The organism is Rhodospirillales bacterium (genome assembly GCA_023898765.1).
Classification (GTDB): Bacteria; Pseudomonadota; Alphaproteobacteria; order Micavibrionales; family Micavibrionaceae.
Genome location: CP060238.1, coordinates 1,217,837 through 1,242,221, shown reverse-complemented (window position 1 = coordinate 1,242,221; position 24,385 = coordinate 1,217,837). Strand labels below are relative to the sequence as shown.

Annotated in this window: 14 protein-coding genes; 10 read left to right on the top strand and 4 right to left on the bottom strand. The window is 54.4% G+C overall.

Features of this window, described 5'->3' with window-relative positions:
- The first annotated feature begins 42 nt into the window (after positions 1–42).
- The 5 genes from H6853_05945 (at position 43) to H6853_05925 (ending at position 6,572) form a co-directional block, all read left to right on the top strand.
- Positions 43–1,338, top strand: a complete 1,296-nt coding sequence (locus H6853_05945) for a 3-deoxy-D-manno-octulosonic acid transferase (GenBank protein USO04618.1) — start codon at positions 43–45, stop codon at positions 1,336–1,338.
- Positions 1,328–2,293, top strand: a complete 966-nt coding sequence (lpxK, locus tag H6853_05940; GenBank protein USO03083.1) for a tetraacyldisaccharide 4'-kinase — start codon at positions 1,328–1,330, stop codon at positions 2,291–2,293. Before H6853_05945 ends, lpxK begins: the two co-directional genes overlap by 11 nt.
- A complete protein-coding gene (locus H6853_05935) occupies positions 2,290–3,156 on the top strand; it encodes a hypothetical protein (GenBank protein USO03082.1) in 867 nt (288 codons plus the stop codon). The genes lpxK and H6853_05935 overlap by 4 nt, the downstream gene beginning before the upstream one ends.
- Positions 3,157–3,195: 39 nt before the next feature.
- Positions 3,196–4,545 (top strand): 3-deoxy-7-phosphoheptulonate synthase class II, encoded by a 1,350-nt coding sequence (locus H6853_05930; GenBank protein USO03081.1) that lies wholly within the window; start codon positions 3,196–3,198, stop codon positions 4,543–4,545.
- Positions 4,546–4,934: 389 nt separating this feature from the next.
- Positions 4,935–6,572: an NAD+ synthase gene (locus H6853_05925; GenBank protein USO04617.1), complete on the top strand. Its 1,638-nt coding sequence runs from the start codon at positions 4,935–4,937 to the stop codon at positions 6,570–6,572.
- A 19-nt stretch (positions 6,573–6,591) separates the two neighbouring features.
- On the opposite strand, the gene H6853_05920 is transcribed toward H6853_05925, so the two are convergent.
- Positions 6,592–6,975: a hypothetical protein gene (locus H6853_05920; protein ID USO03080.1), complete on the bottom strand. Its 384-nt coding sequence runs from the start codon at positions 6,973–6,975 to the stop codon at positions 6,592–6,594.
- Positions 6,976–7,135: 160 nt separating this feature from the next.
- Here H6853_05920 and H6853_05915 point away from each other — a divergent pair, with 160 nt between their 5' ends.
- From H6853_05915 to H6853_05905, 3 genes are read left to right on the top strand one after another with little or no spacing between them, the layout of a single operon-like run.
- Complete coding sequence (locus H6853_05915; GenBank protein ID USO03079.1) at positions 7,136–8,482, top strand: glutamate--tRNA ligase; 1,347 nt, start codon at positions 7,136–7,138, stop codon at positions 8,480–8,482.
- A gap of 4 nt (positions 8,483–8,486) precedes the next feature.
- Positions 8,487–9,215 (top strand): RNA methyltransferase, encoded by a 729-nt coding sequence (locus H6853_05910; protein ID USO03078.1) that lies wholly within the window; start codon positions 8,487–8,489, stop codon positions 9,213–9,215.
- Positions 9,212–9,844 carry a hypothetical protein gene (locus H6853_05905; GenBank protein ID USO03077.1) on the top strand — a complete coding sequence of 211 codons (633 nt, stop codon included), beginning with the start codon at positions 9,212–9,214 and terminating at the stop codon, positions 9,842–9,844. Before H6853_05910 ends, H6853_05905 begins: the two co-directional genes overlap by 4 nt.
- 33 nt (positions 9,845–9,877) lie before the next feature.
- Here the strand turns inward: H6853_05905 and rpsD are convergent, their stop codons facing one another.
- Positions 9,878–10,495, bottom strand: coding sequence for a 30S ribosomal protein S4 (gene rpsD, locus H6853_05900; GenBank protein ID USO03076.1), 618 nt, complete (start codon positions 10,493–10,495; stop codon positions 9,878–9,880).
- Between the two features lie 129 nt (positions 10,496–10,624).
- Positions 10,625–11,191 carry a rhodanese-like domain-containing protein gene (locus H6853_05895; protein ID USO03075.1) on the bottom strand — a complete coding sequence of 189 codons (567 nt, stop codon included), beginning with the start codon at positions 11,189–11,191 and terminating at the stop codon, positions 10,625–10,627.
- Positions 11,192–11,289: 98 nt separating this feature from the next.
- On the opposite strand from H6853_05895, the gene H6853_05890 reads away from it, so the two are divergent.
- Positions 11,290–11,631, top strand: a complete 342-nt coding sequence (locus H6853_05890) for a carboxymuconolactone decarboxylase family protein (protein ID USO03074.1) — start codon at positions 11,290–11,292, stop codon at positions 11,629–11,631.
- Positions 11,632–11,751: 120 nt separating this feature from the next.
- Here the strand turns inward: H6853_05890 and H6853_05885 are convergent, their stop codons facing one another.
- Positions 11,752–13,425, bottom strand: a complete 1,674-nt coding sequence (locus H6853_05885) for a ShlB/FhaC/HecB family hemolysin secretion/activation protein (GenBank protein USO03073.1) — start codon at positions 13,423–13,425, stop codon at positions 11,752–11,754.
- A 451-nt stretch (positions 13,426–13,876) separates the two neighbouring features.
- On the opposite strand from H6853_05885, the gene H6853_05880 reads away from it, so the two are divergent.
- Positions 13,877–24,109, top strand: a complete 10,233-nt coding sequence (locus H6853_05880; protein ID USO03072.1) for a right-handed parallel beta-helix repeat-containing protein — start codon at positions 13,877–13,879, stop codon at positions 24,107–24,109.
- Positions 24,110–24,385: the final 276 nt, after the last annotated feature.

Here is a 24,385-nt window from a genome sequence, read left to right as displayed (position 1 = left end):
TTTCTGTCCAAGCAGCCCTAATGTCAGGGCTGTTTTGGCATGATGACGCAATTTTTATATAAAACCCTGACAAGCCTCAGCGGCCCTGCCCTTTCGCTTTTGCTGGAAAGGCGGCTGCGCGCGGGGAAAGAAGATGGAAAGCGCCTCGGCGAGCGGAAAGGAACGGCGCAGAAGGCGCGCCCGCACGGCCCGCTCTTCTGGGTCCATGCGGCAAGCGTTGGCGAGGCCCAGTCGGCCCTTGTCCTGATCGACGCCCTTTTGGCGCAGAATACGGCCCTTCATATTCTCGTAACGACAGGAACGCTCACCTCCGCCCGTCTTATGGAGAAACGCCTGCCCGAACGCGCCCTTCACCAGTTCGCGCCGCTGGACCATCCGCGCTGGACAAAACGGTTTTTAGACCACTGGAAGCCCGATGCCGCCCTCTGGATGGAATCGGAGCTCTGGCCGAACATGCTTGCGCAGATTCAGGACAAGCATATCCCCGCCGTCCTTGTGAATGCGCGCATGTCCCAAAAATCCTTTCGTCACTGGAAAATCGTAAAGCCTTTTGCCCAAAACATCCTAAGCAGCTTTTCGCTCATTCTGGCCCAGACGCAAAAAGATGCGGACGCTTATGAAAGCCTCGGCGGAAAAAACGTGACCGTCACGGACAATTTAAAATACGCCGCCGCCCCCCTGCCCTGCGACGAAGAGGAACTGGGCAGGCTTCAAAAAGCCCTCGGCAGCCGGCCCGTATGGCTCTATGCCAGCACCCACGCCGGCGAAGAGGACCTCGCCTGCCGCGTTCACAGCGCTTTGAAAGAAACGGTCCCGGACCTGCTGAGCGTCATTGTCCCGCGCCACCCCGACCGCCGGGACGAAATTTTAACCGCCTGCCGGACAGCCGGCCTGACATGCGCCTTGCGCGGACAAGAGCGTCACGCCCCCGGCAGCGGCGAGGAAATTTATATCGCCGACACGTTGGGAGAGCTGGGCCTGTTTTACCGCCTTTGCCCCGTCGCGGTGATCGGCCGTTCCTTCAGCCGGGACGGCGGCGGCGGGCATAACCCGGTCGAGGCCGCGCAGCTCGGGTGCGCCGTTCTCACCGGCCCGAACGTGCAGTTTCAAAAACAGATTTTTGATGAAATGATCGAAAAGAACGCGGCCGTCAAACTCCAAAGCGAGGCGGAACTGGAAACCGCGCTCGCCCGTTTTTTCAAGGAGGCCGATACCCTCCAGACCGCACAGGCCAGAGCCAGAGATTTTGCAGACCGGAAAACAGGCGTTCTTGAACGCGTCCTGACAGAACTGGCGCCGGTGCTCGAAAACATTCAGGAGCAAAAAGATGCGGCTTAAAACACCGAAATTCTGGGAAAAACCTTCCGCGCTTTCGACCCTGCTGTCCCCCCTGTCCTGCCTCTATCTGGCCGGACATAAAATCCATCAGGCCCGCCAAAAGACCCCCTATACGTCAAAGCTCCCCATTTTGTGCGTCGGCAATGCCGTCGCGGGCGGCAGCGGGAAAACGCCTGCGGTCCTCGCCCTGACGGACCTGTTGCTGGAAGGCGGCCTGACGCAAAGCCCGCTGATCCTGACGCGGGGCTATGGGGGACGCCTGAAAGGACCCACCATGGTCTCGCCCGACCACCATACATATGAAGATGTCGGAGACGAAGCCCTCCTGCTCGTATCCAAAGCCATGACCTGCGTTTGCGCCAACCGGGGATATGGCGCCCAGATGGCGGAACTCGGCGGCGCCGACCTGATCCTGATGGATGACGGCCTGCAAAACAGGCAACTCGAAAAAACGCTCAGCCTGATGGTGGTCGATGAAGCGCAGGGACTCGGAAACGGGAAGCTGCTGCCCGCCGGCCCTTTAAGGGAGCCCCTGAAAGACATACTGGCCCGCACAGACGCCATCCTCCTCGTCGGGGAAACCCTGCCTTTCAAAACAAACCTGCCCGTCTTCAGGGCCGCCATCACGCCCCGGAAGACGGACCTGCCCGAAGGCCCCTGCATCGCCTTTGCCGGACTGGGGCGGCCGGAAAAATTTGAAAAAACGCTTCGGAAAAACGGGATAGAAATTCAGTCCTTTCACAGCTTTCCGGACCATCATCCTTACCGGCCCGAGGATCTGGCTCTTCTGCTCCGGGAAGCGGAAAAAAGCGGCGCCCGGCTCCTGACGACGGAAAAAGACCATGTGCGCCTGCCCGGCCCCTTCAAAGACAAAATTGTGCCCTTTCCGGTCCGGATGGTTTTCGAAACCCCGGAAAAACTGCTAGGATTTTTAAAAACAGGTTTATCGCGATGAAAAAAATCCGTTATTTTTTTGAAGCGGCGGCGCTTTACGGGGCTTTTGCGCTGTTCCGCCTTCTGGGAGTGGACCGGGCCTCCGCCTTCGGCGGGTGGGCCGGACGGACGCTCGGCCCGAAAATGGGAGCCTCCCGTAAAGCCCTGACCAATATCCGCCGCGCCTTCCCTGAAAAAAGCGAAGCGGAGCACCGCGATATCCTGCGGGATATGTGGGACAATCTGGGCCGCGTGATGGCCGAATACCCGCACCTTAAAGAAATTTGCGAAAAACGCATCGAACTGGTGAACGATGACATCCTTGATGCCTACGGGCTCGACAAACCCTTTCTTATCCTCGGCGCCCATCTGGCCAACTGGGAAGCTTCTTTTCTGGCCGGCCCCATCATAAAGGGCGTATCGCTGGACGGCGTTATCCGCGAGCCCAACAACCCGTTTGTCCAAAAATTACTGGCGAAATGCCGCAACCCTTTAGGCCAGACCGTCACCTTTCCCAAATCCCGCGCCGGCGCCATGCAAATGGTCAAGGCCCTGAAAAACGGGCGGCGCGTGGGAATCCTGATCGACCAGAAATACAATGAAGGACTGCCCATCCCTTTCTTCGGACGGCCCGCGATGACATCTCCCGCACTGGCGCAGCTTTCCCGAAAGTTTGACTGCCCTATCTTTCCCTCCCGGATCGAACGCCTGAAAGGCGCGAATTTCCGTATCACTATCCATCCCGCCATCATGGCAGGAGAAAGAAGCGACGAGGACATTATGACCCAGGCCAACCGGGTCCTTGAAGACTGGATACACGCGGCCCCGGGCCAGTGGCTCTGGCTGCACCGCAGATGGGATTCAAAAGCGCTTCAGAACGCATAAGACTTGTTCTTGCAGGCGCAATAGCTTAAAAACGCTTGCATGACAAACTGGACCCCGAACACATGGCGCAATAAAGAAGCGCAGCAACTCCCCGTCTATCCCGACCCGGAACGCCTGAAATGGGCCGAAGGGATTCTGGCAGGAATGCCGCCGCTGGTTTTTGCCGGAGAAGCCCGAAACCTGAAAAGCCAGCTGGCCGACGTCTGCGCCGGAAAAGCCTTCGTCCTGCAAGGCGGGGATTGCGCCGAAAGCTTTAACGAATTCGGCGCCAATAAAATCCGCGACACCTTTCGGATCTTGCTCCAGATGGCCGTCGTCATGACCTTTGGCGGAGCCATGCCGATCATCAAAATGGGCCGCATGGCCGGACAATTCGCCAAGCCGCGCTCGGAGGATTTTGAAGAGCGCAACGGAATCAGGCTTCCCAGTTATCGCGGAGATATCGTCAATAAACTCGAATTCACCGAGGAAGGGAGAATTCCCGACCCCGAGCGCATGATCCGCGCCTACAACCAAAGCGCCGCAACGCTGAACCTCCTGCGCGCCTTCGCTCAGGGCGGCTATGCGGATTTAAACCAGGTCCACCGGTGGAATCTCGGCTTTGTCAAGGACAGCCCCCTAAGCGAGCGTTATGACGCGCTGGCGAACGAGATCGGCCGCGCCCTCAGATTTATGAAGGCCTGCGGCATTACGGGCGACAAGGTTCCCTCCATGCGGGAGACGGATTTTTACACCTGTCACGAAGCCCTGCTCCTGCCCTATGAGGAAGCCATGACCCGCGTCGATAGCACGACAGATCAATGGTACGACACCTCCGCCCATTTCCTGTGGATCGGGGCGCGCACCCACCAGACGGACGGCGCGCAAATCGAATTTGTAAAAGGCATCCAGAATCCGATCGGCATGAAATGCCCGCCAACGCTTGACCCGGATACACTTTTGCGCCTGATCGATATCCTGAACCCGGACAACGAGCCGGGCCGCCTGAGCCTGATCGCCCGCATGGGCGCAGGCAACGTGGAAGAAAAACTCGCGCCGCTGGTCCGGGCCATTCGGGCGGAAGGACGGGAAGTCGCGTGGATCTGCGACCCCATGCACGGCAATGTCGAAAAATCCTCCACGGGATTCAAGACACGCCGCTTTGATAACATTCTGCAGGAAGTCAAAGAGTTCTTCGCCGTCCATAAAGCCGAAGGCACGCATCCGGGCGGCGTCCACTTCGAAATGACCGGCCAGAACGTCACCGAATGCGTTGGCGGCGCAGAAGATATCACGGAAGAAGACCTCTCCAGCCGCTATCACACGGCCTGCGACCCGCGCCTGAATGCCAACCAGTCCCTGGAGCTGGCCTTTCTGGTCGCGGATGAGTTGAAGGATTTGAGAAAATAACTCTTACCGTCATTCCTGCGAAGGCAGGAATCCATCGAAAACAAAAAAATGGAAAAGAAATTTTTTGTCTATATTCTAGCCAGCGGCCATTATGGAACCCTGTATGTTGGTCTGACATCAAACCTGACAAAAAGAATATGAGAACACCAAACTAAGGAAATTGAAGGTTTTACAAAAAAGTACGGTGTAACGCATTTGATGTATTATGAAATACATGAACTTTTTGAATCCGCTGTTACACGTGAAAAACAAATAAAAGCGTGGAAGCGCCAATGGAAAATCAATTTGATTGAAAGAAACAATCCTTTTTGGGAAGATTTAAGCGTTAATTTGGAAGCCGCTTAAACGGGTAAATGGATGCCAGCCTTCGCTGGCATGACGGTAGTAAAATGGCAAATTCTTTGACACTGACCCTTGCACAACTCAACCCGATTGTCGGAGCGCTGTCTTATAATCTGGAGAAAATACGCAAAATCCGCGATACCGTGCCGGAAGAAACGGATCTCATCCTCTATCCGGAAATGATCCTCACAGGCTACCCGCCCGAAGACCTCGTGCTCAAACCCTTTTTCATGGAGAAGGTGGAGGAGGCCGTGGAAACGCTTGTGAAAGAAAGCGCCGCTCAAAAGCCGTGGCTGATTGTGCCCACCCCGTGGCGGCAAAAAGGGAACCTCTATAACGCGGCGCTGGTGATCGGCGAAGGAAAAATTCAGGCCGCCCGCTTTAAACACCGCCTGCCCAATTACGGCGTCTTTGACGAACAGCGCCGCTTTACCCACGGCCCCCTGCCCGAACCCGTCGATTTCAAGGGAACCAAGATCGGCCTGATGATCTGTGAAGACATGTGGTACCCGGAAAGCGCCGCCCATCTGAAAAAACAAGGCGCGGAAATCCTCCTCGTTCCTAATGCCAGCCCCTTTGAGGCCGGTAAGAAGACTGTCCGCATGGATCTGGCCCGCCAGCGCGTGAGCGAAACCGGCCTGCCCCTGATTTACCTGAATCAGGTCGGCGGACAGGACGAACTGGTCTTTGACGGCGGCTCTTTCGCTCTCAACGAGGCCGGAAACGTAGTCCTGCAGGCCGAAGCGTTCGCCGAAGATATTCATCACACCCTTTGGGAAAAGAGTGACGATTCTGCGCAAGGCCGCTGGCTATGCCTGACCGATACCGTTCACCCCCCCTATGAAGGCCCGGAAGAGCTTTACCGGGCCGTGACGCTCGGATTGCGGGATTATGTACAAAAGAACGGCTTTCCGGGCGTTTTGATCGGGATGTCCGGCGGCATCGACAGCGCCCTGTCCGCCGCCATTGCCGCCGATGCTTTGGGGCCGGAGCATGTGACCTGCGTCATGATGCCCTCCCCCTTTACCTCGAAGGAAAGCCTTGAAGACGCCGCAGCCTGCGCGGAAGCACTGGGCACGCATTATGAAATCCGCCCGATCGAACCCGCGATGAAAGCCTTCGAAGAAACGCTGCATATCACTTCAGGCATCGCCCATGAAAACATGCAGTCCCGCTGCCGCGGGCTGATATTGATGGCGCTGTCCAATGACGGGGGAAAAATGGTCCTTTCCACCGGCAATAAATCCGAAATGGCCGTCGGATACGCCACGCTGTACGGCGATATGTGCGGCGGATTCAACGCGTTAAAAGATTTATATAAGACACAGGTTTATGAATTGGCCCGTTGGCGGAATACGCAAAGCCAAGTTATTCCGGAAAACATTATCACCAAGGCCCCCACCGCCGAACTTAAAGCCAACCAGCGCGATCAGGACACGCTGCCTCCTTACGAAGAACTTGACGATATTCTGGCCTGCCTGATTGAAAAGGATATGGGGCTGCCCGATATCGCCGGACACGGACACAGCCCCGAGACAGTGCGGCGCGTATGGCAAATGCTCGACCGGGCCGAATACAAGCGCCGGCAGGCCCCGCCGGGGGTTAAAATCACCTCCCGCGCCTTCGGCCGCGACCGCCGCTACCCGATTACGAACCGGTTTTTGTTAGATATTGGAAAACAGTAAACCACAGAATATCGCGGCGCTAAGAAAGAATAAACGCGCTCTTGAAACTTGTGACTTTCCCCTTCTTTTCCGCCATATATTTTAGAGCATCAAGCAATTGAACCATATTTCCCGAAGTTTCAGGAGGTTTTCCCTCTGCACTGGCCCGCAGAGCCTTGACCCTTTCCCTGCTTGAGATTTCGGCCAGCCTTGATATCGGGACAACGCCATTGTCTGAAAGCACCTTAAGCCTAAAAACATCCCCCGGCGTTTTGGGATTGATAACTCTTTCAACAGAATCAAGCCCCACGCTTGCCATTCTTAATCCAGCCTTGCTCTCTCGAACAAAAGCCAGGTGCAGCCTGGAGAGAGGAGATTCGTTTTGATTATAAAGTCCTGCATAGAAACGCGCAGTTAAATGCATAGTGAGTTACCCTTATCTTTAATTGCGATAAACATCCGTAACGTACAACTATATGAAAAGCAAGAAATATTAATGGAACATATTGAAAACACCCAAAGAACGCGGTACTCATACATTTCCCGTCATTTCGGGATGACATTTTTAAGAGAAGAGAAACCAGATGAGTACAAAAGTCCGCTTCGCCCCGTCCCCCACCGGCTATTTACATGTCGGGAACGCCCGCACCGCCATCATTACATGGCTGTTTGCCCGCAAAACCGGCGGCCATTTGCTGCTGCGGATCGACGACACGGACACGGAGCGCTCCAAACCCGAATATGAAACCGCCATTGAAGACGGCCTGATGTGGATGGGGCTCAGCTGGGACGAAAAGACAAACCAGAAAGACCGTCTGGGACGCTACGCCGAAATCGTCGAACAGCTTAAAAAAGACGAGCGGCTTTATCCCTGCTATGAAACGCCGGAAGAACTCGGGCTGAAAAGGAAATCCCAGCTCTCCCGCGGACAGCCGCCAACCTACGACCGCGCGGCGCTTGCGCTAACCGATGCGCAAAAAGCCAAATTTGAGGCCGAAGGCCGCCAGCCCCATTGGCGCTTCAAACTCGAACACAAGCCCATTGAATGGCACGATCTGATCCGGGGCCCTGTGGCCTTTAAAGGCGAAGACCTGTCCGACCCCGTGGTCATCCGGGAAAACGGCAATCCGCTCTATCACCTTTGCTCCGTCATCGACGATGTCGACTATGACATGACCCATGTGGTGCGCGGCGAGGACCACGTCTCCAACACCGCCACCCATATCCAGATGTTCGAAGCCCTCTCTGGAAAAGCGCCTGTTTTCGCTCATCTTCCCCTTATCTCGGATATCGAAGGCGGAAAGCTCTCCAAACGCCTCGGCTCTTTGAGCGTCAAATCCGTGCGGGAAGAGGAAAAGCTCGAAGCCATGTCCCTGGTCTCCCTGATGGCACGACTCGGAAGCTCCGATCCGATAGAGCCTTTTTCCAACATCCAGCCTTTGATTGACGCGTTCGATTTTTCCAAATTTTCCAAAGGCGCGCCCAAATTCGACATGGAAGAGCTGCTGCGCCTCAACGCCAAAATTCTCCACGGCACCGCCTTCGAAGACGTAAATGTCCGGCTGGCCAATATGGGAATGCCGGAACTGGAGGAAGATTTCTGGAACACCGTGCGGCCGAACCTCCAGAAACTGGAAGATATCCGCGAATGGTGGAGAGTCGCCAACGGCCCCGTGACCCCCGTCATTGAAGACGCGGACTTTGCCGCGGCAGCGGCGGCGCTTTTGCCCCCCGCCCCGTGGGATGAAACCACCTTCCAGAACTGGAGCAACGCCGTGAAGGAAAAAACAGGACGAAAAGGAAAAGACCTGTTTATGCCGCTGCGGCAGGCTTTGACAGGCATGGATCACGGCCCGGACCTGCCCGGTCTGCTGCCTCTTCTGGGCCCCGAAAAGGCCAAAGCGCGCCTGACGTCCAAAAAAGCGGCTTAAAAACATGCCCGCCCCCGCGATCCTCCTGATCGAACCCCAGATGGGAGAGAATATCGGGGCCGCCGCGCGCGCCATGCTCAATTGCGGCCTCACCGACCTGCGGCTGGTGCGCCCCCGCGACGGCTGGCCCAATGAACGAGCCGACGCCATGTCCTCCGGCGCTTTGGATCAAATGCCGGATGTGCAGGTGTTTGACACCACGCAAGAAGCCCTGGCGGACGTCCAATACAGCTACGCCACCACCGCCCGCCGCCGCGACATGGCAAAACCCGTTTTGACGGCCCGCAGCGCCGCCGAAGACATTCATGCCCGCACAAACCAGAAAACCGCCTTTCTCTTCGGCCCCGAACGCGCAGGGCTTGGCAACGAGGATGTCGCGCTGGCAAACGCCATTATCACCATTCCGGTCAACCCCTCCTTCCCGTCCCTGAATCTCGGTCAGGGGGTTTTGCTTTGCGCCTATGAATGGTTTCAGGCACAGGATCAAACCCCCGCCCTCCTGCAGGAGAACGATCCCGCCCCGCATGCCGAACTGGACAATCTTTTCGACCGTCTGGAAGACGAACTGGACGCCCATCATTTTTTCAAATCCGCCGATATAAAACCCACCGTTTTGCGCAATTTAAAAAACACCTTTGGCCGCGCCGAAATGAGCCATCAGGAAGTCCAGACCTTTCACGGTATTCTTTCGGCCCTGACCGGCAAAAAAAGCATCGGAGAAAAAGGCAAATGAGCGAAGCCGAAGAAAGCTATATCCGCGACCCGTCCTTCTGGGCCGTTATCCTGGGAAATTTCATTTCCATCGTCATGGCCTACGTGCAGCAATGGCCCCTGTATGAAATCATGTGGGTCTACTGGAGCCAAAGCGTCGTGATCGGGATCATCAACGTCATCCGCATGCTGTCTTTAAAAGAATTCACCACCAAAGGCATGACAATGAATGACGCGCCCGTCCCGGAAACGCAAGAAGGCAAACGCGGTGTCGCGACGTTCTTTACGTTCCATTACGGTTTTTTTCATTTCGGTTATGCCGTTTTCCTCTGGCAGGAAATGCCCCTGAACGAACTGCCCGCAGACGATCTTGCGTTCCTTATTCTCGCGATTTTGACCTTTATCAGCATTCACGGCTATTCTTTCCGGCATAATTTCGCCGCCGATTTCAAACAGCAAAAGCCCAATCTGGGAACCCTGATGTTCTATCCTTACTTACGGATTTTGCCGATGCATCTGGTGATTATCACGGGCGGCATGATGGGCCACAGCGCGATCCTGACATTCATGGTCCTGAAAACACTGGCGGACGGCGCGATGCATCTTGTCGAACACCGCCTCTTCAGAAAAGCAGCAAAAAGCCGCCTGTGAAAGGCGGCTTGATACCTTGATTTCCCAAAAATTCTACCGGGAATAAAATTCCACGACAAGATGCGGCTGCATCTGAACCGGATAAGGCACGTCCTCAAGCTGCGGAACCCGCAGGAAGGTCGCTTTACAGGCTTTTTTATCCACCTCGAGATATTCCGCCACATCGCGCTCCGCGCTTTCCATGGCCTGCAACACCATCGGCATTTGGCGGGATTTTTCCCTCACCTCGATCACATCCCCTTCTTTGACCTGATAGGAGGGAATATTCACGCGTTTCCCGTTCACCAGCACATGGCCATGAGACACGAACTGACGCGCTGCAAACACCGTCGGCACAAACAGGGCACGGTAAACGACAGCGTCCAGACGGCATTCCAGCAGCCCGATCAGGTTCTGGCCCGTATCGCCTTTCAGACGGTTGGCTTCCTGATAATAACGGCGGAATTTCTTCTCCCCGATATTGCCGTAATAGCCTTTAAGCTGCTGCTTGGCCATCAGCTGCATACCGTAATCGGTCGGACGCCCGCGGCGCGCGCCGTGCATCCCCGGTCCGGTCTGGCGAATATTGTAAGGAGATTTCGGACGCCCCCAGAGATTGCATCCCAGGCGGCGGTCGATTTTATGTTTTGACTGCGGTCTTTTTTCGCTCATTTTTATGAGTCCTCTTCTTTATCTGTTATTGTCCCGCTTCCCCTTTCGGGATTGACGCTTAAACCGTCAACGAGGACCACGCCCTCTTTACAGGAATGGCTGGATTTATAGGATTTTATCGAAAAACTGTCAATTCTTTAATTGAGACGGCTTATTCCACGGCATGCGCCGCAAAACCATGCCCATTCCGCACCAGCCGGTCACCCCTTCGAGAAGAAGGCCGAGCCCAACACATCCCGCCAGAACAAAAGCAAAAGCGTGCAGCGCATACCCCGCGATCACGGACAGCAGAACAAGAAGGCCGACAGCAATATGAACCTGCCTCATTATGGGAACGCCCCCTTCCGGAGACGGAGACGGAAGGTCGTTCGAAACAACGGGAAAACCGGCCGCTTTCCACCCTTCTATCCCGCCTTCCAGATTATAAATTTCACCCCGCCCCTTTAAATGTCCCAGATTTCCGGCATTCACACAGGCCTGCAGACCGCGCATGCCTTTCAAACACTGAAACACAATCTTTTTGTCCTCCGGAATCTTCATTTGCGGCAAAAGCTCCTCCACCCTGTTCAGAGGAATGGAATGGGCGTATAAAATATGGCCGGTCCGGAACTCCTCCGGCTCGCGCACGTCGATTAGAACGGCTTCGTCTGCCTCCAGCCAGTCTTCAAGCTGTTTATATTGGACTGTTTTTGTCATTTGTTTTTCTCTTGTATATTATTTCTTTCTAAAGTAACAAATCTTTATATCACATAGTTTCTTAAGACAAGCCGGTTATTCTTAAAAGGAGATAAAATATGACCAAAGATTATAAAACGATTACAGACGATATTTCCGCCTATTCCCACGAACTTCGTAAAATAGTCCCCGACGCCATGAACGGCTTTTCCGCCCTTGCCAAAGGCGCAACAACAAACGGCGCGCTGGACAAGAAAACAAAGGAATTTGTCGCGCTGGGAATCGGCATTGCCAAACAATGCGACGGCTGTATCGGCTTTCATGTCAAAACCCTGATTGAACTGGGCGCCACTCGCGAAGAAATCGCCGAAGTGCTTGCCATGACCATCTATATGGGCGGCGGACCGTCTTTGATGTATGCAGCGGACGCTTTGCGGGCTTACGACCAGCTTTCGAAATAATATCTTTATCATCCTGAGTTCCGAGTTGAAGGCGAAGAACCCCAGCGTTTTCCGGAGATTCTTCGCCGCCCCCGGAATGACAGGGTCGAACCTGAACCGAGAACCTGAACGAGGAACGCTCTAGAAGCTTTTGCTGAGGTTGAAATAGACCTTCGGATCCTGATCGTTTTGCGTCTGGACATCGCGGTTAAGAGGAAACGCCACCACAAGACCCGCTTCCGTCGCGCCGGAGAAGCTAACTCTCAAGCCGCCGCCCGTTGCCGTCAGCGTATCATGTTTTGCCGAACTGGTTGTAGCATCCTCATCCCACGTCCTGCCGGCGTCAAAAAAGCCGAAGAGCTGGTATTTATCGATATACTCCATATCGAATTTGCCGGGATTGTTCCACTGAAGCTCTGCTTTTCCTGAAACGCCGTGATCTCCAACGATTTCGGAAGGATCGAACCCGCGCACGGAATTAATGCCGCCAACGGCAAATTCCTCGGCAGAAAGCAAAGGCCCGTCCGCCCATTGACCGCTTCCGGCCAGGAAGAGGTTTACATCCTCCACGATGCGCTGCAGTCTTTGGGCCTGAACTTTAAGTTTCGTAAATTTGGGATCTCCCGCCGCGCGCGTAAGATTGGCGTCGCCTTCGTCGCTCGCTCCCATGATATCAAGCCCCTGCGAAAGCTCTACATCGAAGGCATTGACAGCCACGCCAAGCAGCGTATCCAGAAAATCGACTTTCGCACCCACCCGCGCCGCACGAATATGGTCCTTGCGGGTCAACTCGGCATTGTTGGAGCTTTTAACATTGCGCCAGTCCAGAACCGCCCGGCCCGCAAGATTGAAGGCCCGGGAGCGGACAAACGGATGTTCCACCTGAATCCCCATCGTGCTGGAATGTCCCCGGACCTCAAACTGTCTCAGATCATAACCGGGATCCGTATCCGTCAGGCTGCCAAACGCTTTTATTTTCGTTCCCCACGGACCGATAGGCTGTTCATAGCTCAGCGCGCCATAAGCCAGTTCGTGACCGCCATCCGGCGCCACCACAACCTGCCCGGTAACAGCTTCCCCTAACCCGAGCCATGAATTCGCGCTCCCGGCCGCCCCGAACTGGACGGGACCGAGATACCGGCTTCCGAAGTCATCCGCCGTAATCAAAGCGTCGTAAGGATCACGCTCCACGATAATGAGCATATCCGCACCGCCCGGCGTTGTTTTTGAAGGGCTCAAAATGCTTCTGGCCTTGACGCCCGGCAGATCGTTGATGAGGAGAAGCCCCCGCTCCATATCCTTGACATTCAGCGCGCCGCCCGCATTCACATACGAGGCGTATGACCTTATGGTATCGACAAGAAAGGAGCCTTCGCCCTCATCCGTCTGAATAATGACGTTATCGACAAACCCTTCCACAATCTGCAAGCGCGCAATGCCGTTTTCAATGGTTTGCGGCGGCACGACAACCTGCGTCAGTAGATAACCGTCATTCCGGTATTTCAGGGTCATCTCATGGGCAATGGCATACAGGTCCGCCAGAGAAATTTCCGTCCCGATTTTCCCTTTATAAAGACTGGAAAGCTGTTCCGTCGTATAGGCGCTGGCCCCGTCTATCTGCAGCCCGCCAAATTTGAATTTTATATTTTCGGCCCCTGCAGGCGCCCCTTTAAGCTCAAGATCCTGAATGCCGATATCCGGCCCGCCCTGGGGAATAAGGAGTTCCTGCTGGAACTGCTCTTCCGCGCGGCCCGGGTCCGCAATAATGGTTTGCTGTTCAAGCTGCGCATAAGCAGGCGATCCTGAAACGCCCATTGCCAAGAATGAAGCTGCAGCAACAAATACGCAAAGCTTTTTCATATCAGTTTCCTCGGTTTTTCGCTTACCCTGTAGGCATGCCTTTAAAGAGATGATAACGCAAAAAAAAACAGGAATCAGACCGCAATGCGATCTTTCCAATATCATTACTACGCCAACCGAAGACAAATATCAATACACAGACTGTATGCGCAAGTAAAAATTAACCTTTCAAACAGGAAAAACCTATACCTGAGAGCCCTGAAATTTTCCTGATTTTACAGAACTTTATGCCCTTACCCCCCGAAAACGTTAAAAAACTTTTAACAAATGCTTGTAAATTAGCCGGATTAGTGGCAAAAACCAGATATCTGCTACAAGAAAGTTTTTTCTGATTTCGTCCACATGGATGTTTTCGTCTTTTTCGACCGCCTGTGAGCCACTTCAGAACAACCAATGGAGAATGACAATGAGAACATCGGCCCCCCTTTTTAAAAACTTTGGTTTCGTCGGTAACGCCGGCAAGAAACTCCTGACGACGACCGCGCTTACCGCGGCGGGGTTGATGGCGCTGGGTGGGTCGGCGCAGGCGGACAACTGGGTGGATCTCACCACGACCTCCGGAAGCACGACCACAGACCTGTCTCAGGCGAACACAACAAACCTGAATCTGAATACGCAAAGGGCCATTGTTGAAGGCGACCTCGACATCAACTCAAACTGGACCGTTAATGTCTCCAGAGGAAATCTGGTCGCCATTGACAGGGAAAACGATCCGACCTTTATCTTCGGACATTTGAATTGCGCGGGCTCCTGTCATGTCATCGACGCGAACGGAGTTTTCGTTGGCGCAAGCGGCTCCATTAATGCGGCAGCTATTAGTCTTTCCGACGGTGAATTGCTGAACCCTGCCGGATTCATGGCGGGCGGCCCCGTCCAGCTCGGAAACTTTTCAGGCGCCGGTATCATCAATCAGGGGACCATTACGGTTGCCGATGCAGGTATTGCAGCCTTCGTTTCTCCCTTCGTTTCCAATCAGGGCATCATCAACGCCAGAATGGGTAAAGTCGTCATGGCAGCCGGTGAAACGGTTACCCTCGACCTGTACGGCGATAACCTGTTCGAAATCGCGGTAGAGGGTGAAGTCGCGGACGCCCTGCTCGAAAACAAAGGCACCATCAACGCCGAAGGCGGCACGGTTATGATGACCGCGCAAGCGGCCAAAAACGCCGTTGACAATGTCATTAATATGGACGGCGTCATCGATGTATCTTCCGTAACGCAAAAAGGCGGAAAAATCATTCTCTCCGGCGGGAAAAAAGGCGTTGTAAACGTCTCCGGTAAAATGGATGCCTCCGGCACGGACGGCGGCGATGTCGATGTGACCGGCCAGAATATCCTTGTCGCTGACACGGCCGAAATTCTGGTCGGCGGCGGAAAAGGAAATGACGGGAAAGGAAACGGCGGCGACGCCTATATCTATGCCGATAATGCAGCCATTTTCCGCGGCCTGATTCTGGGCCGTGGGGGCGTTAACGGCGGAAACGGCGCGAACGCCGAAGTATCCGGCCCTTACGTTGAATATACCGGCCTGACAAACCTGCTGGCTTACAACGGGATAAACGGCACATTGCTGCTTGACCCGGTCGACGTCAAAATTCAGGCCGGCGGTGCAGGCGTTATCCCCGGCACAAACGTCTTTGACCCGACGGGTCTGGGCAACACCACCATTCTGGGATGGGATACAATTGATACGGCACTTGGGCTTGGAAATCTAACCATCACAACAACGGGAAATGCCAGTCAGACAAATGACGGCGATATTAAAGTTGAAGCGTCCCATTTGTACAGCAGCGCAAACGCGCTGAACCTCTTTGCACATGAAGCCGTCCGGATTGATGATGGCGTGTCCGTTATCAATATCGGCACAGGCGATATCACCCTGCTGGGCGGATGGAACGGCAGCCTTGCCAGCCCCGGTTTTGACAATTCAATCACCGATCCTAATCTGGGCCGCGTTTACTTCCGCGCCGGCAGCAGCGTTGTCACCTTCGGAACCCTGAACCTTCTGGGCCGCAACCTGATTGACATGCAGGCGGGCTCCGCTGCCGCCGCGACAAACGTCAACATGGTTTCCGACCAGATTGTCATGGATACATCAGGCTCGCCTGCTTTGGTCAATGCAACCGATACAGTCTCTATTTCGCGCAACCGCACGGGCGATATCTCCCTTGGCGCCGACCATGGCGGTCTGGTTCTCTCTCAGGCCGAGATTGCCAATATCGGGGCAACAACGCTTGAAGTTGGCGGCGCCACGACAGACCTCACCGTTGACGGCGTTGACACGACAACAGCCACGATTTCCGGCACGGTTTTCTTGAGTGCGGCCGGAGACATTGAATTTGACGGCGCGAACGTCTTCAACGCTTTGAACGCCACAGCCGGCGACGATGTTCTGGTGGATGGTGGATCTTCGATCACCACCAAAACGGGCGGCGTATCCCTGACAGCCAACAACGCCGTCAATGACGGCCTGACCGTCATGCAGGTTGAAGGCACTATCGACACCACGCTTGCTGGCGCTGCCGGAACGGTCGATCTGAACGCAAATAATCATTTTGTCGAGATCGACCCGACAGGCTCCGTCCTGACGGATGGCGGTAAACTCACCGCAAATTCCAATGTCGGATTTGATATCGACAATGGCGCAACGGTCAGCCTTGGCAATGGCGGCGCGCATATCAATGCGCCGGTGGTTCATCTGGGAGACGACATTGACACGACAGGCCCGATTACGGGAACCGCCTCCACGGTTGATGTTGAAAACGACGATGCCGAAATCCAGGACGGCGTTGATGTCGCCGCCAATAACGCAACCGTAAACGTTGCGGCGGGCACATATAATGAGTCCGTGAATGTCAATAAAGCGGGTCTGAAGCTTCTGGGGAATAATGCAGGGACCGCCGGATATGATCCGCGCGACCCTGAATCCATCGTAACGGGCGGCTCCCCGGCCTTTACAGTCAATGCAGACAACATCACGATTGACGGCTTCACCATGGACGGCCCGACGCTGACCTATGGCGTTTTGTTAAATGATGTTAAAGGCACGAAAATTTCCAACAATATCATTAGCCGCTCCAGCATCGCCGGTATCGGCGGGGTGGTCGATCACAACAACGCCCCTGTCGGCACGCTTCTTGTTGAAAACAACAAGATTGACGATTCCAACACCGGGGACGGTATTAAACTTTGGGGCGACAGCGCCGGTGAAAACGGCAAGCAAGCTCTGGTCGGGGTCAAAATCGACATCCTCGGCAACGAAATCGGCACCGATGGCGACGACACCGGCAGCGACGATGACGGCGTAAGCGGCAACGGCATAGTGTTCGGACAGGTCGGCGACGATGACGGCACCATTGCCGACGGCGGCACCAACGTATCCGCCGTGATTAATATTAAAGAAAACGATATCGCCGGCCTTGAAGGCGTTCGCTTTGACGGCAGCGTTGACGGCGCGACCCTTGACCTTTCCGACAATACGGACATTTCCGGCTATGTCGGCGACGGCGTCCGTTTTGCAGGCAAAGTGACAAGCAGCAGCGTCACAATCGCAGGGAACACGGAGATTGGCGGCTTCGCCAACGGTATAAGCTTCAGCGGCATTGACGGCGGCACCGTAGATATCCTGAACAACGACTCCATCCGCGGTTACTTCGTGGACGGCGTCAGCTTTGGCGCCGGCAGCCCGAGTATCTCCGGCGGCGCATTCGTGACCGTTGCCGGAAACGCCATTCAGGGGGACGTTGACGGGATATATGTTGAAGACGACATTACAGGGCCCGGCACGAAATTCTGGGTTGGCGGAAACACCATCACCGCCGGCGGCGACGGGGTGGATATCGACCATATCGAAAACGGCGCACAAGCGAATATCGGCGGCGTTGTCCCCCACGATTCCGCTTCCACCAGCGTGAACAAAGGCAACGTCATTACGGCAGGCGGCAACGGTATTGAATTCGACGCCGGTGTCGATGCAATCGCACTTGTACGCAATAACCGTATTTCTGCCGGTGATGACGGCGTAAATGTTCGCGACGGAGATCCGGGCCACACAACGGGCGTTGACAGCGGCGCCTATGTGGAAATCTCCAGCAACCAGATCGGCAGCATGGGAAGCGATACGATCGGCGATGATGGCATTGATTTTGACGACTCGATCACCGGCAACGCGACGGTGCTTATTTCCGGCAACGCTATCGGCCGCTCCGGCGCCAAAGTCGGTGACGACGGCATTGACATCGACACAGTCACGGGCGGCGCCACTGTCAGCATCATAAACAACACAGATATCCGTGCCGCCGATAACGGCATCGAAATCAGCGGCCCTGTAAACGGGGGCGCCAGCGTCACGATCTCCGGCAACAATCACGGAATCCACGCCGACGACCACGGCATTTACTTTGGATCCGCCCTTTCCGGCGGCGCTACGGTCAACATCCATGACAACATTATCGGCGCAAACGAAGATCACGACAGCACCGGGTCCGGCATCTGGTTCGACGGCACCATAACAAGCGCCACCGTCAATATCGGGGACGGCGCATATGGCAGCTTCACAGGCGGCGCGTCCAACATTATCCGCGTTGACGGCAATGCCGGCGGCAGCCAGTCCGGCCTCGACGGGATTCATTTCGATGACGACATCGGCTCCGGCGCTGTCATTAACATCGATGGCAACCGCCTCGGTTATTTTGCCTTTTCCGTCGGCGGACCGCTTACGGAAGAACGTCTGGCCGATGACGGTATTGAATTTTCCGGCGAGATCAAAGGCAACGCCGATATCAACATCACCGACAACTACATCCGCGCGAAAGGTGACGGCGTGCGGTTCTCCGACAAAATCCGCGATTTTGCTAACGTCCTGATCGGCGGACTCGGTGACAATAACGCCATCAATGCCTGGCACAATGGCGTGTCCTTTTTGAACGACATAACAGGCCAGTCCCTGGTTGAAATCAGCTATAACGGCATCACGGCGTCTAACGACGGTATCTATTTCGGCGATAAGATAGACAACGCCAAAACAACCGGCGGCATCTCCGAACAGGAACTTCTTATCAAAAACAACACCATCTGGGGCCGGAATAACGGGATCCACTTTAACGGTGAAATCGACGGAGAGCGCCACGACACCCGTATCGCCGGAAACGATATCGAAGGGGAAGACGGCCAGGGGATCGTCTTTGACGACGATATCGACGAAGCGCACGTTCGCATCGTTGAAAACACCCGCATTGAGGGTGAAAAAGACGGAATCCGTTTCCTTGGCGACATTGAAGACGGCGCCCGCGTCAATATCGACGATAACGCGAAGATTGAAGGCAAGGATGAAGAAGCCATCCACTTCTTCAGGAAAGTGGCGGACAGCTTCGTCAGCATCTTCAGCAACGACGATATAAGAGCCGGTGAAAACGGCATCGAGTTCAACGGCGAGATCGATAATTCAACAATCGTCATCAGCGAAAACAATCACGGAATCCACGCCGACGACCATGGTATCCTGTTCACAAACAGCATCCATAGCGGTTCCGACATCGACATCCATGACAACATTATCTCCGCCAATGAAGACAACGGATCGACCGGCGACGGTATTCACTTCGGCGGTAACATCTACACAGCCACCATCAATATCGGTGACGGCGGCGGCAGCAGCTTCGGCAGCGACCCCTCCAACTTCATCCGCGGAAAAGACGGAATCCATTTCGAAGGGTCTTTGAACAAGGGATCGCAGATTGTCATTGACGGCAACCGCATCGGATACGGAAAAACGTCCGGCGGCAGCACCTATGAAGACCGCGTGGATGACGACGGTATCCAGTTCGATGGTGAAATCAGAGGAAATGCCGACGTTAAAATCACGGACAACTACATCAAGTCCGACGATGACGGCATAAGTTTCCGCAACAACGTTAAAGACGACGCGCGCATCCTGATCGGAGGCCGTTATGACGGCAACACAATCGACGCCGACGGTGAAGGCGACGGCATTCAGTTTGAAGACAAGATTGAAGATCATTCCCTGATCGAGATCAGCCACAACAGCATTTACGCAGACCGTAACGGCGTTGTTTTCAACGACGATACCAGCAACCACCTCCATAGCGGCCATGAAGAGGAAATCCTGATTGCCTACAACACGATCGACGGGGACGAAAACGGTATCCTCTTTGAAGGAAGGGCAAGCCATGCGCTACATGACATCGTTATCCGCGACAACTATAAAATCCGCGGGGACGGCAAAGGCGACCACGGTATTTCCTTCACAGGCGGCATCGACGATGCGGAATTGACCATCAAGCACAATGATGAAATCTACGGAGCCGAGGACGGTATCCACATCACCGGCCAGTTCTTTAACGATGCCAAAATCAGAATTCACGGCAATACGGACATCAAAGGAGACAATGACGACGCGATTGAAGTGAATGATTACGGAAGCGACTGGGGCCTTGACCTCGAAATTGACCACAACCACGCCCATTGGAGCGGCGATAACGGCATCTATGTCAGAAACATTGAAAACGCCGATATCCATGACAACACCGTTCACGATGTCGATGGAAACGGCATCTACGGCAGCCACATTGACAATGGCAATATCGCATCCAACACGATCTACAACACCGGCGGAAACGGTATCCTTGTCAACCCGACGGATCACATTGATATCGCCTACAACACCATCCATGATGTTGACGAAGACGGCATTCGCGTCGATGACGGCCATGGCGCCGATATCTGGGGCAACCATATCGGCCGCACCGGGGATGACGGTATTGATGTCAACGACAACGACTATGTCGATATCTGGGACAACTATATTCACGATACAGGCAGGGATAGCGAACATGGAGACGGCATCAGCGTTGACAACAGCTACCGTGCGGAAATCAAGAAAAACAGGATTACCGGCGCAGGCCGTGACGGCATCAATGTCAAAGACAGTAACAAAACGGTCATCGGCTGGAATAAAATCTTTGCCGAAGGCGGGAATTACTATTACCACGATTACGGTCAGGAAGGCGCCGGACGCGACGGAATCCATGTCGAAAACAGCGATGATCTTCTGGTCATCGGCAACGACGTCACCGCCGATCTCGGCTACGGCCACAAGGGGGCCATTGACCGTCTTGGCGCCGGACGTCACGGCATTTATGTCGAGGGCGGCAAAGATATCGACATCATGTATAACCATATTCTGGGCGATAGCGAACACAGACGCCATTACTACAACTCTGTAGATTCTGTCGGGGAAGACGGTATCCACGTCACCGCCGCCGAAGACATTCTGATTAAGAAGAATGAAGTGTCGCGCGCCGGGGATGACGGAATCGAAGTTATCGTCGGAAATGTCGAGGAGCGCCGCGAGATCAGACTGGGCATCACCTCTATCCGCGATCGCGGCAGACATGAAGACGATACCAACAAGGTTATTATCATCGGGAACGAGGTCTCGCGGTCCGGCGATGACGGTATCGTCGTCACAACGGAACAGGATTATGACCGTCGTGAAGAAAACAAAGGGCCGGGTGTTCAAAGCTTCGGCTCTCAGGGAGGCAATGACTGGGATGACAACAGAAGTGACGGCAAAAAGCTCTTCATTAAAATTGCCGACAACGACGTTGAAAAATCCGGCGATGACGGCATCGAAGTCAACCTGAAAACATCCGCCGGCAATAACGATAACAATAACTTTCCGGGCCCCGTTGGCTTCCTGCAACAGGAGGAAGGCTTTGGCGGCTTTGGAGGGCATCATGACAGGCCGGATAACGAGATCCTGATCTCCGATAACAATGTTTCCAAATCCGGCGATGACGGTATCGTTGTGAAAATCGCGCCGAAGGAAGAGAAAAATGGAAACAATGAAAAACCGGATGAGTTTTTCATGCAGACTTCCTCGGGCATGGACAACAATTCCGGCGGCATCAGGAACTACGTCAGAATCGACGGAAATAAAGTTTTCCATTCCGGCGATGACGGTATCCAGGTCGATATCACGACAGACGGTGGCAGCAATTACAACAACCAGCCGCCCACGTATGCTTCCAAAGGCTTGGAACAAAACGAAGGGTTCTTTGGCGGCTTTGGAGGGCATCATGACAGGCCGGATAACGAGATCCTGATCTCCGATAACAATGTTTCCAAATCCGGCGATGACGGTATCGTTGTGAAAATCGCGCCGAAGGAAGAGAAAAATGGAAACAATGAAAAACCGGATGAGTTTTTCAGGCAGACTTCCCCGGGCATGGACAGTAATGCCGGCGGCATCAGGAATTATATCCAAATTGATGGGAACAAGGTCTTCCACTCCGGCGATGACGGCATCCAGGTCGATATCACGACAGACGGTGGCAGCAATGACAACAACCAGCCGCCCATGTATCTTTCCAAAGGCCTGGACGGCTTCGGGGGACAGCATGACAGGCCGGATAACGAGATACTGATCTCCGATAACAATGTTTCCAAATCCGGCGATGACGGTATCGTCGTGAAAATCGCTCCGAAGGAAGAGCGTCACAACGGCTATGGCAACCCGGGCAAGTTCGCCGTTCAATCCCTGCCGGGCATGGACAACAATGCCGGCGGCATCAGGAACTACGTCAGAATCGACGGAAATAAAGTTTTCCATTCCGGCGATGACGGTATCCAGGTCGATATCACGACAGCGGCAGGAAGCAATGACAATGGCTATCCTCAAAGCCCTGCCCCCAGAGGCTTGGAACAAAATGAAGGGTTCTTTGGCGGCTTCGGGGGACATCATGACAGGCCGGATAACGAGATCGTGATCTCCGACAATCTGGTTATTGATTCCCGTGATGACGGAATCGTTGTGAAAATCGCTCCGAAGGAAGAGCGTCATAACAACGGTTACGGCAACCCGGGCAAGTTCGCCGTTCAATCCCTGCCGGGCATGGACAACAGCCGTGGCGGCATCAATAACTACGTCAAAATCGACGGAAACAAAGTTTTCCATTCCGGCGATGACGGTATCCAGGTCGATATCACGACAGACGGAGGCAGCAACGGCTACGACTATCCCCAAACCACTGCTTTCAAAGGACTGGGGCAAAGCGAAGGCTTCTTCGGCGGCTTTGGCACACAAAACAAAAACACCATCATTGTCTCAGGCAACAAAGTCGGATTCTCCGGCGATGACGGCATTGATATAAGCGTCAAAACCGAAAAAGACAAAGAAAGAAGGGGCTTCCAGGATAACTTTATGTCTCTGGATTACCCGGGCTATTCCGGAAGCGCGACGACCTCAAACTTCATTAAGGTCTCCCATAATGACGTCTTCCGCTCCCGCGACGACGGCATCACCATTGATGTGGACAACCCGCGCGGCGAAAGGATGTATAAGGGCGGCTATGACGACATGTATGATAGCCCGCTGATGACAAACAGCTTCGGCCCTGATTACGGATATGGGGGATACAGAGGCGGCAATACCAACAAGGTTGTCATTATTGGAAACGACGTCAGAAACTCGGATGACGACGGCATTCAGGTTGTCGCCAACAAAGGCTCTGACGTTGATCTGATCATGGTCAGAAACACCGTAAGAGACAGCGGCGATAACGGTATTCTCCTTATCTCCAAAGGCGGACGCCACGGCGGTTACTATGGAGGACCGCAAACGGAGGAAAAAAGCCTCGAGCCGTCCGTCTCCCTGCTTTCCGGATATGGATATGGCGGCGGTCATTCTCATGGCGGGGTCTTCAACTCCACGCTCATTGACAATATCGTCGAAAACTCCGGCTCGAACGGCCTGTACGTAAAAGGGCCTCACCATGGAGATGTGGTCCTCAAAGGAAACACGTTTATCAACAACCCGGTCGGCGCCCGTTTTGAAAGCGGCCGGATTGATGTCTCCGATGAGGAAAGACCAAACACCTTTATCGTGACGCCCGATTACGAACTGCCTGAAGGCTACAAATATGTCACCGGCATGCAGTTTGACCTGGCCAAAAAATGGAAACCGACCAGCCTGACCATCGTTGGCGAGACACTCGGCACAACAGCCTTCTACGGCTTTATCAACCGCGGTGTCGGAACGGCCTACTATGTCCGTTTTGAAGACGGCGCCATCCTCGATAAATACGGCAATGTCATTGAAATCGACGGTACGCGCGTCGATTGGGACGGCTTTGTGCCTGCCGACAACCTCGACGGAGACGGAAACATCCCCGCCTCGGTTCTGGCAGCCATTGAAGCCCGCCTCTTCGATGCGGACGATCCTCTTCTGAATGGCCGCGGACAAATCTTTGTCGGCACCCCCGCCGAAGAAAGCGGAGCGACCGTCGCGCAAGAAGACATCTTCAACTATTTCGGCCCGTTCAGAGGAACACTCTCCGGTCTGAACGTGACGATTCGCGGCTTGCCGGGCATTCCGGGAGGGCCTTTGTCGCTGAACGCGATCACCCCGTTTGCCGGCGGAGAGGGTGAAGGCGAAGGTGGCGGCACGTCACCCGAAGACCTCAACGCCATTGAAGCGGCAGCAGGCGGCGGTGAATCGTCCCCTTGCCTGGGAGATGCCGTAGGCATTGCGGAAACAGGCCAGAGCGTGAACGTGACTTACGGCACAAGCCCTGAAGAAACATTGGCCGGAGCCGCGAGCTGTTCTTCCGAACTCTAATATCCATAAGACAGTATTTTATAAAAAAGGCCGGGATTTCCGGCCTTTTTTTCGTCCAAGGGAAAAGAAACAGGGCTTTGAACGGCTGAAAGACAGCCGACCGTTCCCCTTAGAGCATTCTACGATCAGGTCTGGTCACAACCATTTTTGTCATCCTGAGCCGAAGGCGAAGGATCTCAAAGTTTCCCGGAGTTTCTTCGCTGCGCTCGGAAATGACGGGATGGAGCCAATCTAAACGATGAACGCTCTATTGTTCCATTGGCGATCAGTGTGAAT